15 protein-coding genes are annotated in these 15,568 nt (G+C 70.3%); 8 read left to right on the forward strand and 7 right to left on the reverse strand.

Going from position 1 to position 15,568, the window contains the following annotated elements; translation table 11 throughout:
- The first annotated feature begins 125 nt into the window (after positions 1-125).
- Both KJK29_RS33665 and KJK29_RS33670 read left to right on the forward strand, forming a co-directional pair.
- On the forward strand, positions 126-1,721 hold the full coding sequence (locus tag KJK29_RS33665; protein WP_215122935.1) for a peptide-N4-asparagine amidase: 1,596 nt from the start codon (positions 126-128) through the stop codon (positions 1,719-1,721).
- 199 nt (positions 1,722-1,920) lie between these two features.
- Positions 1,921-3,357 carry a cation:dicarboxylate symporter family transporter gene (locus KJK29_RS33670; protein ID WP_215122936.1) on the forward strand — a complete coding sequence of 479 codons (1,437 nt, stop codon included), beginning with the start codon at positions 1,921-1,923 and terminating at the stop codon, positions 3,355-3,357.
- Between the two features lie 208 nt (positions 3,358-3,565).
- Here KJK29_RS33670 and KJK29_RS33675 read toward each other — a convergent pair whose 3' ends face one another.
- Positions 3,566-4,015, reverse strand: coding sequence for a MarR family winged helix-turn-helix transcriptional regulator (locus tag KJK29_RS33675; RefSeq protein ID WP_215122937.1), 450 nt, complete (start codon positions 4,013-4,015; stop codon positions 3,566-3,568).
- 105 nt (positions 4,016-4,120) lie between these two features.
- Here KJK29_RS33675 and KJK29_RS33680 point away from each other — a divergent pair, with 105 nt between their 5' ends.
- Both KJK29_RS33680 and mltG read left to right on the forward strand, forming a co-directional pair.
- On the forward strand, positions 4,121-5,923 hold the full coding sequence (locus KJK29_RS33680) for an ABC transporter ATP-binding protein (RefSeq protein WP_215122938.1): 1,803 nt from the start codon (positions 4,121-4,123) through the stop codon (positions 5,921-5,923).
- Positions 5,924-5,966: 43 nt separating this feature from the next.
- Positions 5,967-6,845, forward strand: coding sequence for an endolytic transglycosylase MltG (gene mltG / locus KJK29_RS33685; protein ID WP_215122939.1), 879 nt, complete (start codon positions 5,967-5,969; stop codon positions 6,843-6,845).
- A 33-nt stretch (positions 6,846-6,878) separates the two neighbouring features.
- On the opposite strand, the gene KJK29_RS33690 is transcribed toward mltG, so the two are convergent.
- The 5 genes from KJK29_RS33690 to KJK29_RS39460 form a co-directional block, all read right to left on the reverse strand.
- A complete protein-coding gene (locus KJK29_RS33690) occupies positions 6,879-7,955 on the reverse strand; it encodes an NAD(P)-binding domain-containing protein (protein ID WP_215122940.1) in 1,077 nt (358 codons plus the stop codon).
- Between the two features lie 64 nt (positions 7,956-8,019).
- The gene (locus KJK29_RS33695) at positions 8,020-9,048 is read right to left on the reverse strand and encodes an ABC transporter substrate-binding protein (protein WP_215122941.1); all 1,029 of its coding nucleotides are present in this window, start codon (positions 9,046-9,048) and stop codon (positions 8,020-8,022) included.
- A 111-nt stretch (positions 9,049-9,159) separates the two neighbouring features.
- On the reverse strand, positions 9,160-9,900 hold the full coding sequence (locus KJK29_RS33700; protein WP_215122942.1) for an ABC transporter ATP-binding protein: 741 nt from the start codon (positions 9,898-9,900) through the stop codon (positions 9,160-9,162).
- Positions 9,873-10,742, reverse strand: coding sequence for an ABC transporter permease (locus KJK29_RS33705; protein WP_215122943.1), 870 nt, complete (start codon positions 10,740-10,742; stop codon positions 9,873-9,875). The genes KJK29_RS33700 and KJK29_RS33705 overlap by 28 nt, the downstream gene beginning before the upstream one ends.
- A gap of 143 nt (positions 10,743-10,885) precedes the next feature.
- Positions 10,886-10,969 (reverse strand): putative leader peptide, encoded by an 84-nt coding sequence (locus tag KJK29_RS39460; protein WP_349817350.1) that lies wholly within the window; start codon positions 10,967-10,969, stop codon positions 10,886-10,888.
- 122 nt (positions 10,970-11,091) lie between these two features.
- Here KJK29_RS39460 and KJK29_RS33710 point away from each other — a divergent pair, with 122 nt between their 5' ends.
- The 4 genes from KJK29_RS33710 to KJK29_RS33725 all read left to right on the forward strand — a co-directional run bounded on the left by KJK29_RS33710 (position 11,092) and on the right by KJK29_RS33725 (position 14,709).
- Positions 11,092-11,514 carry a secondary thiamine-phosphate synthase enzyme YjbQ gene (locus KJK29_RS33710; protein ID WP_215122944.1) on the forward strand — a complete coding sequence of 141 codons (423 nt, stop codon included), beginning with the start codon at positions 11,092-11,094 and terminating at the stop codon, positions 11,512-11,514.
- 791 nt (positions 11,515-12,305) lie between these two features.
- Positions 12,306-13,061, forward strand: coding sequence for a hypothetical protein (locus tag KJK29_RS33715; RefSeq protein WP_215122945.1), 756 nt, complete (start codon positions 12,306-12,308; stop codon positions 13,059-13,061).
- A gap of 185 nt (positions 13,062-13,246) precedes the next feature.
- Complete coding sequence (locus tag KJK29_RS33720) at positions 13,247-13,876, forward strand: sigma-70 family RNA polymerase sigma factor (RefSeq protein ID WP_370869178.1); 630 nt, start codon at positions 13,247-13,249, stop codon at positions 13,874-13,876.
- A gap of 98 nt (positions 13,877-13,974) precedes the next feature.
- Complete coding sequence (locus KJK29_RS33725) at positions 13,975-14,709, forward strand: DUF1775 domain-containing protein (RefSeq protein ID WP_215122946.1); 735 nt, start codon at positions 13,975-13,977, stop codon at positions 14,707-14,709.
- A gap of 289 nt (positions 14,710-14,998) precedes the next feature.
- Here KJK29_RS33725 and KJK29_RS33730 read toward each other — a convergent pair whose 3' ends face one another.
- Entirely contained in the window at positions 14,999-15,280 is a 282-nt protein-coding gene (locus tag KJK29_RS33730) for a hypothetical protein (RefSeq protein WP_215122947.1), read from the reverse strand.
- Positions 15,281-15,568: the final 288 nt, after the last annotated feature.

Here is a 15,568-nt window from a genome sequence, read left to right on the forward strand (position 1 = left end):
GCAACCGGTTTTACGGTGGGCGGGCGGCATACCGACCGGAACCGGCCGACAGAGGTGGGAACAGCGCTGTCTCGACGGGCAGTTGCTCATTGCACAGGCGCCGGACTCCCCGTAGAACACCGGCCATGAAGAGACGGATCGTCATGTCCATGCTTGCCGGGGCGACCCTCCTGACGAGCACCCTCCTCGGAGCCGGTCCCGCCCGGGCGGCCGACGTCCCCGCCGAGTTCGGCACCGACTGGCACGACCCGGTCACCGCCGCCCCGCCCGTCGCCAAGCCGTCGGGCAAGTCCTGCGAAGTCACCGTCGCCCAGGCGCAGTTCCGCGACTTCACCCCGTACCGGGGCACGTACACCCCGCCCGGCGACTGCGGCGACCGCTGGAGCAAGGTGGTGCTGCGGCTCGACGGCAAGGTCAAGGGGCGCCAGTACGACCGCCTCGGCTATCTGCACGTCGGCGGCGTGGAGATCTTCCGTACGTCGACGCCGCAGCCCTCGCCCGACGGCATCGAGTGGTCCGTGGAGAAGGACGTCACGCGCTACGGCGACACCTTCCGAGGGCGCCAGGACGTCGAGATGCTCATCGGCAACGTCGTCGACGACACCTACACGGGCGTCCTCGACGTCAAGGTCACGCTGACGTTCTACGAGGGCCGCCCGGACGGCAAGAGCCCCGACCGGGTCCTCACCCTCGACGACGACTCGGCCCTCACCACCCCGCGCAACAGCGAACGCATCGTCGCCGAGGTGTACGCCACCGGCTCGGGCGGCGGCTGCGAGGAGTACTGGTACCTCTCGGTGCCCGACCCCGCGCCCTACTCCTGCAAGGCGGGCCGTGGCCCCTACCGGGAGGTCCAGATCCGTGTGGACGGCCGGCTCGCGGGCATCGCCACGCCGTTCCCGACCGTGTGGACCGGCGGCTGGTCCAACCCGTTCCTCTGGTACGTGACCCCGGGCCCGCGCGCCTTCGACATCAAGCCGATCACCTACGACCTCACCCCCTTCGCCGGGCTCCTCAACGACGGCCGGCCGCACCGCGTCGAGGTCTCGGTCGTCGGCGTCCCGGAGGGGCAGGCCGGCTGGAGCACTCCCGTGAACGTCCTCGTCTGGCAGGACGAGCGGCGCGCCCACGTCACCGGGAAGCTCACCGCGCACCGGGAGGGCGACCTCACCGACACCTCGGACTACACGCCCGGCGCGGAGCACCGCGTGGACACCGAGGGCGCGCACCGGCTGACCGTCGCCGGATACGTGGACACCTCGCACGGCCGCGTCACGACGACCGTCGGCCGCTCGCTCGCCCACACCTCCGAGCACCGCTGGACCGACGGCGAGACGAACGACGGTCTGGGGGCCGTCTGGACCGACGACGAGTCGGTCACCGTCGACGGGCGCGGACCGGCCCGCAGCACCCGCACCCACCGGACCTACACGATGGACGGCACGACCACCCTCGGGGCGGGCGACCGGCTGCGCACCGTACTGGCCCTCGGCGACCGTGCCACCACCGTCGAGACGCGAGGCGGGCGGCGCACCGCCTGGTCGCGCCTCGACGACTCCTACACGGGCGACGCCACGTACACGGCGAACGTGCCCCGCGACCAGCGGCACGCGGTCGGCACCACGAGCGAGCGCTACCGGCTGTACGGCTCACGCGGCTGCTACGACCGCACGCTGACCACGGTTCAGGGGGTGCTCACGGGCGACCGCGACCGGTGCTGAGGGGAGCGGTGTGGCCGGTGCTGACGGGAGCGGTGTGGCCAGTGTGACATGCGTCACTTAAGCCACTTTTACGTGTCCGAAACATTGCGGTCTTGTGCGCGATCAAGACAGCCTCCAAAGTGTTCGGTTACGGAAGCAGCTTTCCGTATCGCAGAAGTCCCCTCCGGCCTCTGTGTAGCCCGTCCCCCAAGGAGGCCTCGTGCCACCGTCCGTACCGTCTCTGCCGCGACGTGTCGCACGCACACTGCGTACCTCACTTTTCGCGCAGGTCCTCTGCGCGCTCGTCCTCGGAATCGTCGTCGGAAAGCTGTGGCCGGACACGGCCACGGCTCTCCAACCGCTCGGCGACGGTTTCACCCGCCTCATCAAGACCGTGATCTCACCGCTGGTGTTCTGCGTGGTCGTCGTCGGCATCGCCAAGGCCGGCGATCTGAAGGCCTTCGGCCGGATCGGGGTCAAGGCCCTGATCTGGTTCGAGGTCGCCTCCACGGTCGCCCTGGTCATCGGTCTCCTCGCCGCCAACCTCGTCGGGCCCGGCAAGGGCATGAACGTCGACCCCGGTTCGCTCGACGCGGCCGCCGTGGAGAAGACGACCGGCGGCGAACATCTGCCCTCGACGACCGAGTTCCTCCTCCACGCGCTGCCCGAGAGTTTCGTCGGCGCCTTCGCCGACAACGAGCTGCTCCAGGTCCTGATCCTGGCCTGCCTGGTGGGCGCCGCCCTGCTGCACCTCGGGCACACCAAGGTGCCGAAGATCCTGCCCGCGATCGACCAGGCCCAGGAGGTCATCTTCGCGGTCGTCGGCTTCGTCATGCGCCTGGCGCCGATCGCCGTGTTCGGTGCGATGGCCCACCTCGTCGGCAACTACGGGCTGGGCGTGATGAAGACGTACGCCAAGCTCATCGTGCTCTGCTATGTCGCGGCGGCGTTGTTCATCGTGCTGCTCGCCGTCGCCCTGCGCCTGGTGACCGGGCTGAGCCTGTGGAAGTTCCTGCGCTACATCCGCGAGGAGATGCTGCTCGCGCTCGGTACCGCGTCCACCGAGGCGGTCATGCCGAGGGTGATGCAGAAGCTGCGGCGGGCCGGTGCCCGCGACGACGCCGTGGGCCTCGTGCTGCCCACGGGTTACTCGTTCAACCTCGACGGAGCCTCGCTCTACCTGTCCATCGGCACGCTGTTCATCGCCCAGGCGGTGGGCGTGGATCTGACCCTGGGTCAGCAGGTCACCGTGGTCCTGGTGCTGATGCTGACCAGCAAGGGCATGGCGGGCATCCCCGGCTCTGCGTTCCTCGCCCTGTCCGCGACGGCCTCCTCCCTGGGTGCGATTCCGGCCGGAGCGGTCGCCCTGCTGCTCGGCGTGGACCGCATCATGGACTCGATGCGCGTCGTCACGAACCTGCTCGGCAACTGCGTCGCCGTGTTCGCGGTGTCCCGCTGGGAGGGGGCCCTGGACACCGACCGGGCGAAGAAGACGCTCGACGGTGACTACGCGGCTCCGCCGGAGGGCGGCGACGAGGACGGCGGCGGGAAGGATGCCGCCGCCGAAACCCCGGCGATCGCACCCACGACAGCCGAGACCCCGGCGTCGGGCATCCCCACCCAGAAGCCCAAGGAGCCCGCCCCCGAGGTCGGTTGACCGAAACCGAACGGGCCGCGGCCACCGCTCCAGCAGCACGAGCGGCGGCCGCGGCCCGTTTTCGTACGCGGCTTGATCGGGGCGCTGAGCGCCGCAGGGCCCCGGCCCGCCTGGTCGGTGACGCTCTCAACTCCGCCCGGCCGAAACCTGGTTGAAGGGCGAAGCCCTGAGTACTGCCACTCCGCCTCCCCGCTGATCGGCGAAGCCCTCAGCACCGCCCGATCGGCGCCCCGTCGATCAGCGTGTCCAGCAACCCCCCGAGCGCCGCACGCTGATCCCCGGTCAGCGGTGCGAGGATCTCCTCCGCGGCCGATCTGCGGGCCGCCCGCAGCTCGCGCAGGGCGCCATGGCCGTCGTCCGTGAGCTCGATGCGGATGACCCGCCGGTTCACCGGGTCCGGGACCCGCCGCACCTTCCCGCTCGCCTCCAGCGCGTCGACCAGCGTCGTCACGGCCCGGGGCACCACCTCCAGGCGCTCGGCCAGATCGGCCATGCGCGGCGGCGAACCCCAGTGCGCGAGGGTGCGCAGCAGCCGGGACTGAGCCGGGGTGATACCGAGGTCGCGCTGCTCCAGATGACGCTTCTGGATGCGATGCACCCGGCGGGTGAGCCGCAGCAACTGCTCGGCGAGCAGGCCGTCGGGATCGGGCGTGGTCATACGGGAACAATATCAGGATGCAGTTCATTGTGAGTATAGGTAACAATGAGCTACGATCCGACCCGCCCGGCGCCCGCCGGTGCCGTACCGCTCTCGAAGGAGCCCATGCCTCCCGATCACGAAACCCCCTGGACCCCACCCGACGGCTCGAAGGAACAGCCCCGGCAGGTCCGCCGCATCCTCAGACTCTTCCGCCCCTACCGCGGCCGTCTCGCGATCGTCGGCCTGCTGGTCGGCGCCGCCTCGCTGGTCTCGGTCGCCACGCCCTTCATGCTGAAGGAGATCCTCGACGTCGCGATCCCCGAGGGGCGCACCGGCCTGCTCAGCCTGCTCGCCCTCGGCATGATCCTCAGCGCCGTCCTCACCAGCGTCTTCGGCGTGCTGCAGACCCTGATCTCCACGACGGTCGGCCAGCGCGTCATGCACGACCTGCGCACCGCCGTCTACGGCCGGCTCCAGCGCATGTCCCTGGCGTTCTTCACCCGTACGCGCACCGGCGAGGTGCAGTCCCGCATCGCCAACGACATCGGCGGCATGCAGGCCACCGTCACCTCCACCGCGACCTCCCTGGTCTCCAATCTGACCAGCGTCATCGCGACGATCGTCGCGATGATCGCCCTCGACTGGCGCCTGACCGTCGTATCCCTGCTGTTGCTGCCGGTGTTCGTGTGGATCAGCCGCCGCGTCGGCAAGGAGCGCCGCAGGATCACCACCCAGCGCCAGAAGCAGATGGCCACCATGGCCGCCACGGTCACCGAGTCGCTCTCCGTCAGCGGCATCCTGCTGGGCCGCACGATGGGCCGCTCCGACTCGCTGACGAAGACCTTCGCCGACGAGTCCGAGGAACTCGTCGACCTGGAGGTGCGGTCGAACATGGCCGGCCGCTGGCGCATGGCCGTGATCACGATCGTGATGGCCGCCCTGCCCGCCGTCATCTACTGGACCGCCGGCATGGCACTCCAACTGGGCGGCCCCCAGGTCTCCATCGGCACGATCGTCGCGTTCGTCTCGCTCCAGCAGGGCCTGTTCCGCCCGGCCGTGAGCCTGCTGTCGACCGGTGTCCAGATCCAGACCTCACTCGCCCTCTTCCAGCGCATCTTCGAGTACCTCGATCTGCCCATCGACATCACCGAGCGCACCGACCCGGTCCGCATCGACCGCGTCAAGGGCGAGGTCCGCTTCGAGAACGTCTCCTTCGGCTACGACGACCAGGGCGGCCCGGTCCTCGACGCCATCGACCTCACCGTCCCGGCGGGCAGCAGCCTCGCCCTCGTCGGCTCCACCGGCGCCGGCAAGTCCACGCTCGGCTATCTGGTGCCCCGGCTCTACGACGTCACCGGCGGCCGCGTCACCCTCGACGGGGTCGACGTCCGCGACCTCGACTTCGACACCCTGGCGCGCGCGGTCGGCGTCGTCTCGCAGGAGACGTACCTCTTCCACGCCTCGGTCGCCGACAACCTGCGCTTCGCCAGGCCCGACGCCACCGACGAGGAGTTGTACCGGGCGGCGAAGGCGGCACAGATCCACGACCACATCGCGTCCCTGCCCGACGGCTACGACACCGTCGTCGGCGAGCGCGGCCACCGCTTCTCCGGTGGTGAGAAGCAGCGCCTGGCCATCGCGCGCACGATTCTGCGCGACCCGCCGGTCCTCATCCTCGACGAGGCCACCAGCGCCCTGGACACCCGGACCGAGGCCGCCGTCCAGGAGGCCATCGACGCCCTGTCGGCCGACCGCACCACGGTGACCATCGCCCACCGGCTGTCCACGGTGCGGCATGCCGACCAGATCGTGGTCCTCGACACGGGGCGCGCCGTCGAACGCGGCACGCACGCAGAACTCCTGGAGCGGGACGGGCGGTACGCGGCACTCGTACGCCGGGATGCCCAACTGGAAGCGACAAGCTGAAGATATGCCAGGTTTGTGACGAAATGCGGGTTACCGTGCCCGCATGCAGACGAACACTCCGCCACGGAGCCCCATGCGACTGACGCGCCGGGGCCGTATCGTCCTCGTCGCGACCGGAGCCGTCCTGGTCGGCACCGCCGTGGCGGTGCCGCTGCTGATCCTGGGCCCCGGGGACGGCGGCGGCCGGACCGCGACCCTGGTGATCCCGGAGGGCTGGCGCGCGAGCCAGGTCTACGCCGCCGTCGACAAGGCCCTTGCCCTGCCGCCCGGCAGCGCGAAGAAGTCCTTCGCGAAGGCCGCCGCGAAACTGCCGGACGACGCCCGGGGCAACCCGGAGGGCTACCTCTACCCGGCGACCTATCCGCTCCCCTGGAAGGCCAAGCCGGAGAAGCTCCTGGCGCGGATGGTCGACACCGCGAACGAGAAGTTCAACGGCGCGCCCATCGCCGCGGGGGCGCAGCGCAACGCCATGAACGTCTACCAGGCCGTCACCATCGCCAGCATCGTCCAGGCGGAGGCGGCCACCGCGGACGACATGGGCAAGGTGGCCCGGGTCGTCTTCAACCGCCTCGAACGCGGTATGCCGCTCCAGATGGACTCCACCGTCAACTACGCGCTGGGCCGCTCCACCCTGCGGACGACGGACAGCGACACCCGCATCGAGAGCCCCTACAACACGTACCAGCGCATGGGTCTGCCGCCCTCACCCATCGACAATCCGGGCGAGGAGGCGATGCACGCCGCCGTCAACCCGCCCGCGGGCGACTGGCTGTACTTCGTCACGGTCCGGCCGGGCGACACCCGCTTCACCGCGGACTACGCGGAACACCAGCGCAATGTCGCGGAGTTCAACGCCCAGGTGAAGAGCACGGTCCCGGCGGCGGCCCCTCAGGGGAGCGGGGCACCGCGCGACCAGCCGTGAACGGCCCGCAGCCGACGTCACGTCATGGTGCCGTCACGCCGCGACCGGCTCCTGCGTCAGCAGTCGCCTGATGTCGCGGACGGCCGCACGCCCGGCCCGGTTCGCTCCGATTGTGCTGGCCGACGGTCCGTAGCCGACGAGGTGGATCCGCGGATCGGTGGCCGCGCGCGTGCCCTCGATACGGATTCCGCCGCCCGGCTCGCGCAGCCGCAGCGGGGCGAGGTGGTCGACCGCGGGCCGGAAGCCGGTGGCCCACAGGATGACGTCGGCGTCGACGTGCCGACCGTCCTTCCAGTCCACCCCGGTCGGCGTGATCCGGTCGAACATCGGCTGCCGGTCGAGCACCCCGTCCTCGATGCCCCGCCGGATCGCGTCGTTGAGCGGCAGCCCGGTGACCGAGACGACGCTCCTGGGCGGCAACCCCTGCCGCACCCGCTCCTCGACGAGTGCGACCGCCGCCCGGCCCGCGTCCTCGTCGAAGGGCCCCTCACGGAAGACGGGCGGGCGCCGCGTCACCCAAGTGGTGGACGCGGCGTACGCGGCGATCTCCAGCAGATGCTGCGTGCCCGAAGCACCGCCGCCCACCACCACGACCCGCTGCCCGGCGAACTCCTCGGGCCCGGGATACCGCGCGGTGTGCACCTGCCGTCCCCGGAAGGTCTCCTGCCCGGGGTAGCGCGGCCAGAACGGCCGGTCCCAGGTGCCGGTCGCGTTGATCAGCGCCCGCGTCGACCACACGCCGTCCGAAGTCTCCACGAGCAGCCGCCCGCCGGAACCCTCGCGCACCGCCCGTACGTCGACGGGCCGCCGCACCCGCAGCTCGAAGGCCTGCTCGTAGCGGTCGAAGTAATCGCTGATCACCTCTGCGGACGGCCGCTCCGGGTCCGCACCGGTGAGCTCCATCCCCGGCAGCGCGTGCATGCCGTGCACCTTGCCGTACGTCAGCGACGGCCAGCGGAACTGCCAGGCGCCGCCGGGCCCGGGGGAGTGGTCCAGCACGACGAAGTCGCGGTCCGGCTCGTAACCGGCCCGCCGCAGGTGAAAGGCGCCGGCCAGACCGGCCTGACCTGCGCCTATGACGACCACCTCGACCTCGCGCGTGTTGTTCACGATTTCTACCAACCGTGCGGGAGGCGTGGATCTTCCCGCACGGTCAGGTCGGGGTCGGGTCAGGTCATGAGCCTTCCGAGGGCCGCGGAGCGGTGGTCGACGGCGGCAGGTCGCCGTTGAACCGGGTGTCGGTGAAGTCGGCGAAGTCGACCTTGCGCGGGATGAGCTTCAGCGCCGTGAACGTGTCGGCGATCTCCTGCTCGGAGGCGATCAGCGGCTTGTCGACGGCGACCTCGACCCGGGTGGTGTAGGTGCGCTTCACCGCCGCCAGTGCCACGTCCTCGGGGAGCCCGGTGTCCTTCGCCCAGACCTTCGCCCACTCCTCCTCGTGGTCGTACACCCAGGTGTAGGCGCGCCGCAGCCGCTCCAGGTAGTCCTTGACGGCGGCGGCCTTCTTCTTGTCCTTCAGCGCCTCCGGTGCCGCGACCTGGAAGGTGAGCCCGTTGGTCACACCGTCGCCGTCGGACAGGACACGTCCCTGCTTGGCCTTGAGCACCTGCGAGGTGTACGGGTCCCACACCGCCCACGCGTCGACCTTGCCGGCGGTGAACGCGGCGAGCGCGTCGGCCGGCTGGAGGTACTTGACCTTGACGTCGCTCAGCTTCAGCCCGACCTTCTTCAGGTTCGCGACGAGCTGGAAGTGCGCGGAGGATCCCTGGGCGACGGCGACCGACTTGCCCTTGAGCTGCGCGGGGCTCTTCAGGGACGAGTCGTTCGGGACGAGGATGGTGTCGCCCTTGGAGGTGCCGTGCCACGCGGCCACGACCTTGATCTTCGAACCCGCCCCGGCAGCGAAGACCGGCGGGGTGTTGCCGACACCGCCGATGTCGACGGCCTTGGCGTTGACGGCCTCCAGCAGGGGCGGGCCGGAGGTGAACGTCGACCACTTGATCTTGTAGTCGAGGTTCTTCAGCTCCCCGGCGGCCCGCAGGATGGCCTCCGAACCGCCCTTCTGGTCACCGACGTTGATCGTGACGTCGCCCTGGCCGTCGGTGCCGCCGTCCGACGTGCCGGCGGCCGAGTTCCCGCCGCAGGCGGAGAGCAGAAGGGCGAGGGGGAGAAGCAGGGCGGCGGGGACGAGGCGTCGTCGCATGGCGGTTCCGTTCGTGTGGGTCGTACGGGTTGTACGGGTCGTGCGTGAGGGGTTGGCGCAGGTCAGGCGGCTTCGGCCGTACGGTTCGTACGGTGCGGTGCGCGAGGCGGGTCAGGCGGCCTCGGCTGCCGTCGCCTCGACGCCCAGGCGTTCGAGGAGTCCGGCGCGCAGCGCGGCGAAGCGCGGGTCGGCGATGTCGCGGGGACGGTCGAGGTCGATGCGCTGCTCGTGGGCGATGACGCCGTTGTCCATCACCAGGACGCGGTCGGCGAGCAGCACGGCCTCCTCCACGTCATGGGTGACGAGGAGCACCGCGCACCCCCGGCGCTGCCACAACTCGCCCACCAGCCGCTGGGCCTTGATGCGGGTGAGCGCGTCGAGCGCCCCGAACGGCTCGTCGAGCAGCAGCAGATCGGGCTCGCGCACCAACGCCCGTGCCAGGGAGGCGCGTTGGGCCTCGCCGCCGGAGAGGGTCTTGGGCCAGGCGTCCGAGCGGTGGCCGAGGCCGACCTCGTCGAGGGCCTGCTCGGCGACGGCCCGCTCGGGCTTGCCCGGCAGGCCGAGCAGGACGTTGCGCCACACCTTCTTCCACGGCATCAGCCGCGGTGCCTGGAAGGCGACGGCCTTGCGGCGCGGCACCAGGACGCTGCCCTCGATGTCGCGGTCGAGCCCGGCGAGGATGCGCAGCAGCGTCGACTTGCCGCAGCCGCTGCGGCCGAGGAGGGCCACGAACTCGCCCGGCTCGACGTCCAGTCGCAGGTCGTCGATGACGGCACGGCCGTCGAAGGAGCGGGTGAGCCCGTCGACATGGACGGCCTGGGGGGTCACCGGCCGGTGAACGTCGGTCGCCATTGCAGCAGCACCTTTTCGAGAGAGCGGACGATGAAGTCGGCGAGCAGGCCGAGGAAGGCGTAGACGACCAGGCAGACCACGATCACGTCGGTCCGCAGGAAGTCCCGCGCCTGCACCATGAGGAACCCGATGCCGGAATCGGCGTTGACCTGCTCGGCGAAGACCAGCGCGAGCCAGGCGATGCCGAGCGAGTAGCGCAGACCGGTCATCGCGCTCGGCAGCGCACCGGGCAGCACGACATGCCGTACGAGGCCCCACCGCGACAGTCCGAGGGACTCCCCGGCCTCGATCAACTGGGAGTCCACGCCCCGGATCCCGGCGTAGACGTTGAGGTAGAGCGGGAAGGTCACGCCGAGCGTGATGATGGCGACCTTGGGGGCCTCACCGATGCCGAACCAGATGATGAACAGCGGTATGAGCCCCACGAACGGCACGGTCCGCAGCATCTGCAAAGGCGCGTCCACCAGGTCCTCGCCGATCCTGAACAGGCCCGACAGCAGGGCGAGTCCGGTGCCGACGACCAGGCCGAACAGCAGCCCGGCCGCGACCCGCTGGAGCGAGGTGCCCATGGCCGCGGGCAGCGAACCATCGGCGACCATGTCCCCGGCGACCTGGGCGATCCGGCCGGGCGAGGCGAGCACATCCGGCGGCAACGCGCCCGCGCCGCTGAGGAGTTGCCACAACACCAGCAGAAGGACCGGGCCGGTGGTGCGGCGCAGCCAGCGGGGGACGCGGGTGCGACGGGAGGAGGCGGGTGTGATGGGCTGGAGGTCGAGATCAGAGGCTGATTTAGCCGGAATATCGGGTGCCGATGACCTCGGCGGGGCATGACTGATGCTCATGAAGGGGCTCCACAGGGGGAGAGCGGGGGCCGATGGAGGCAGGCCTCGTCATCGCCGCGCCCGCGGGATCAGGGGCGACCGGCGGACAGGCGCCACGAAGGCGAGGCGAGCTGAGGGGGATGCAGAGAGGAGAGAAAAGGGCGTCAGCAGCCGCGGCGACACGCGGCGGAGGCCACCCGCAGCAGGTCGATGTGACCGCGCGTGGTGAGCAGGGCTGAACGCAACATGCGGCTGAACCTAGCCAGGTGGCATGCGCACGGTCAACGGCGTCTCGTCCAGTGGACGCCGGTATCGCCACTCGGTCCGACGTGACCCGGTGAACCGCCGCGGGTACGTCAGGATGGGAGACATGTCAGATGTCTTCACCACCCGAGTCCTGAACATCACCTCCGGCTCCACGGAGAAGGTCGTCGACATCACCGGCGACTGCGAGTCCTTCCTGCGCGAGTCGGCCGCCGGCCGCGACGGCCTCCTCAACGTCTTCGTCCCCCACGCGACAGCCGGCATCGCCGTTCTCGAGACCGGCGCCGGCAGCGACGACGACCTCCTGGCCGCACTGCACACGCTGCTCCCCGCAGACGACCGCTGGCAGCACCGCCACGGCAGCCCCGGCCACGGCCGCGACCACGTCCTACCCGCCCTCGTCCCACCCCACGCGACCCTGCCGGTGCTGAACGGGCGGCTGGAGCTCGGGACGTGGCAGTCGGTGTGTCTGGTGGACACGAACATCTCTAATCCCAACCGTCAGGTGCGGTTGAGTTTCCTGGGATGACCTAGGACGACCAAGATCGTCCTGGGTGCGGCCGCCGATTCTCCTTACGCTCTGGCGTCGAAACGGGAGAAAGATGCGCGGTACCACCACGGACGAGGTCGAGCGGCCGTACGACGGCTGCGGAAAGTGCCTGCTCGGAGTACGTCGACTGTCGCGTGTGCAGGCGGCGGCAACCTCGCCGGAGCGGTAGCGGGAGGATGTGCTGGCGGCCGCCGCGGCCATCGGCGGGCACATCATTGCCTGGGCCGATGACTGAGAGGTTTCCGGCGCCACCGCAGGATTGGTGTCACACGCCTGCGGGCCTGGGTCAGGTGGAGACAGGAGTGCGGGACAGGGCGTCTGTCCTTCAACTGCTCGACACTCCCGGCGCGGTGGCTGAACTGCGCGAGGTCCACAAGAGGAGTCGAGAGGGCACCGGCTCGAGTTCCCCGCGCGCGGTGTGAGCACAGTCACTACGGCGAAGGGTGGCGCGGCGTTCTCGGGTGGACAGCGGACAGGCGTCGCGGTTCGCCGCGGCACAGGGGGCATCAGGACCGAAGGCATCGCCCCGCCAGGCCGTGTGCCGCTGCCGCTGCCGCTGCGTCGGCCCGCGCCGGCAACTGGCGCGTGGCCGGCGCTGTATCACCACAGTCAAGGTTCTGGACGACGGCGGGCGCCATCGAGCCAAGCCAGTCGGCGAGTTCCGTCCTGAGATGTGACGGGCATCACAACGGCTGGAATGAGTGGGAGACCAGGGGCATTTCCGTACTCTCTCGTGACGCGTGAGGCATGGACTGCGAGGATGTGGCGCGATGACTGCCGGGAGGTGTTCTCGTACGCTCAGGGCCGCCGTGTTCGCGGCTGTCTGTGTGCTGCTCACCTCCCTGGGGCACGTCATGATGTCGGGGACCGCGGTGCCCTGGTGGGCCATGGCGGCGGGAGCGGTGGTGACCGGCGGCGCGGCCTGGTGGTGGGGCGGCTGGGAGCGCGGGCCGGTTCTGGTCGGCTCCGCCACGGTCGTCGCGCAGGCCGTACTCCACGCGCTGTTCTCGCTCGCCCAGGCCGTGGTTCAGCCGGAATCGGCCGGAAGCGGGTCGCTCGTCCAGCTGTGGATGAACCATCTGCAGGGCGCTTCGCACTCGGGGCCGGGCGCGGAAAGCGACTCCATGGCGACCTCCATGGACTCCTTGGGTCACATGATGGGCGCCACCCACGCCACGCACTCCATGGCGACGACGGACGGCATGGACCATGAGGGGATCGCGCACTCGCTCCACCAGGGTATGAGCGGAATGTCCTCGACCGGCATGCTCGCCGCCCACCTGCTGGCCGCGTTGGTGTGCGGTCTGTGGCTCGCCCACGGTGAGCGCGCCGCGTTCCGCATTGTGCGGGCGCTGGCGGGGTGGCTGACCGCGCCGCTCCGTCTGCTCCTCCGCATGCCCGTACCGCCGCACCGTCCCCAGGCCCGTGCCCGCCGGGACCGTTCCGACCGAGCGCCGCACGGCTTCCTCCTCACCTATGCGATCACTTCTCGGGGACCGCCCCTCGGGACCGCTGCCGTCGTCTGACGACAGCCGGTTTCCCCGGGGCCGTTTCCGGAGGCGACGACCTGTCGGCTCCACGCCTCGGGTATCGGCCGCGCATTCCCGTGCCCGGCCGCCCGTACCCGCATCGGTTCGTACCGTGCCGCCCGCTGTCCGCGTGCGCCGGCTCGGACAGCCGTATCCGGATTCCCGAGAAGGACACACATCAGGTGATCACTCCTGCCATGAACTCCTCGCGCGAAGAAGCGAACGAACAGCCGAGTGAAGTGTCGCGCGACGCGTCGACCACAGCCTGGGCCCTCTCAGCCCGCAGCGGTGACCCCGAGGCCGTCGAGCGGTTCGTCCGCGCCCTGCACCGAGACGTCCACCGCTACGTGACGACCCTCGGCGGTGACCACCAGAACGCCGACGACCTGACCCAGGACACGTTCCTGCGGGCGCTGGGCAGCCTGCACCGGTTCGAAGGCCGCTCCTCGGCCCGTACCTGGCTCCTGGCCATCGCCCGCCGCGCGGTGATCGACAGCATCCGCTACAACACGTCCCGCCCACGCCTGTCCGACACGGACGACTGGCAGTCGGCCGCCGAACGCGCTCAGCCGCGCGGTCTGCCCGGATTCGACGACGGCATAGCTCTCCTCGAACTGCTGGACACGCTTCCCGACGATCGCCGTGAGGCGTTCGTCCTCACCCAACTGGTGGGCCTTCCCTGCGCGGACGCAGCCGACGCCAGCGACTGCCCCATCGGCACGGTGCGTTCACGGGTCGCCCGCGCCCGCACCTCGCTGATCGAGTCGCTCGACGACGCCGAGTGCCGCACACCGGTGGCTGTCGCGGCCTGAGCCCCAGGACGAACGCCGAACTGCCCATCGCGTCCGAGCCAGGCGACCGCCCTGCCTCCCGCCATACCCTCCCCGCCATCCATTCAGAGGAGTTCCCCGTGTATCGCCCTGCCTTGGTCCGCATCCTGCGCCGCTCCGGCGCGCTCACGGCAATCACGCTCGCACTCGTTTTCGCCACCGGGGGGCCGGCCGCGGCCCACGCGGAGGTTGAGGCTGAGGGCGCCCGGGCCCTCGACCAGAACGTCGAACTGACCTTCTCCGCGGAATCGGAGTCCGCCTCCGCCGGCATCACCAAGGTGGAGGTGATCCTGCCGAAGGGCATCGTCCCCGCCGACATCACCTACGGGGAGGGCCCGGACGGCTGGAAGTTCGCCCCCACCGGCCGTGGCTGGACGGTCTCCGGCGAGAAGCTTCCGGTGGGGGAGGACGTCGAATACGTCGTCACCGTAAGGCAGTTGCCCGACGTCACGTCGTTGGTGTTCAAGACCCTCCAGTCCTACAGCGACGGCAGGGTGGACCGCTGGATCCAGTTGGAAGAGCAGTCCGAGGGGGACGGCCACGGTCACGGGCACCCCGCGCCCCGACTGGACCTGAAGGCCGCAGCTGCCGGCGCGAAGCCGGTGAGTCCCACGCCCAGTCCTTCGGAGGAACCCACGACCGCCGCCCCCTCGGCAGAGCCGGACACCGAGACGCCTTCGGCGGAGCCGGCGGCGGACAGTACCGACGGAAACGACGGCATGTCCGCCGCCGTCCCTCTGGGCATCGGCGCAGGCGTCCTCGTACTCGGCGGCGGCGTCTGGTGGTTCAGGAGCCGTCGCGGCGGAACCGCCTGAGACTCAGGGGCTGGGGGCGTCGCTCCGAAGTCAGGGAGTGAAGTCTCCAGCCTGACGGGCCAGTTGCCGTGGTGGGTGATGTCGGTGCCTGTGGATGCCGAGTGCGGGTCGCACTGGATGCCGAGGACCCAGGCTGAGGGCGGTGAGGGAGACGGGCTCCTGTGATCGGACTTCCGATGTCCGGGCCGACGCGGACAAGGCCGGGTGCCGTTGGGGTCGTGGTCTGTGGGGCGCCAGTTGGCCACTTTGCGCATCACGATTGGCCGGAGGGCAGCAATCTCCCCGCGTCTCACGTCACGCGGCGGGCAGACCCCATGCTCGGCCGAGCGCACGGGGCAGCAGCCGCGGCCGGCCATTGGAACGTGCGCTCCCCGGCGCTGCCCTCGACCAACGTCACCCGGTAGGCGAGCCGGTCATCCAGAGCCTCCAACTGGATCATGCTCGGTCCCTCGTACCGCAGCACACCCGGACCCGGCTCTCCCCGGTAGTGCACGACATCGGACCCGGTGCCGTTGATCTCGTCGTGGAAGCGGGGAACTTCTCGCAGCGGTGTGCCGGGGTCGCCGTCCACGTCTCCCGGCCGCCAGCGGCAAATACCCGGAAGGCGACCGCCTTCATCGCCTCCGGCAGCGGAATCCGGGAGATGACAGGGTTACCGTCGCCTGACAGCCCGTAGAGCAGTGAGGAACGTCGCCCCTTCTTGTCCTCGAAACGCAGGTTGGCCCGTGCCCGCACATTCGTCGAGCAGACCATGAGGGCTGGCCGATACGAGGGCACTGCCGACTGATGCGTCTGCGCGCCGCTGCTCCCTTTCGCGCTGACCTGCGGCTGGGGGGCACCGGCGTCGTCCTCGGGACCT

Source organism: Streptomyces koelreuteriae (genome assembly GCF_018604545.1).
Classification (GTDB): Bacteria; Actinomycetota; Actinomycetes; order Streptomycetales; family Streptomycetaceae; genus Streptomyces; species Streptomyces koelreuteriae.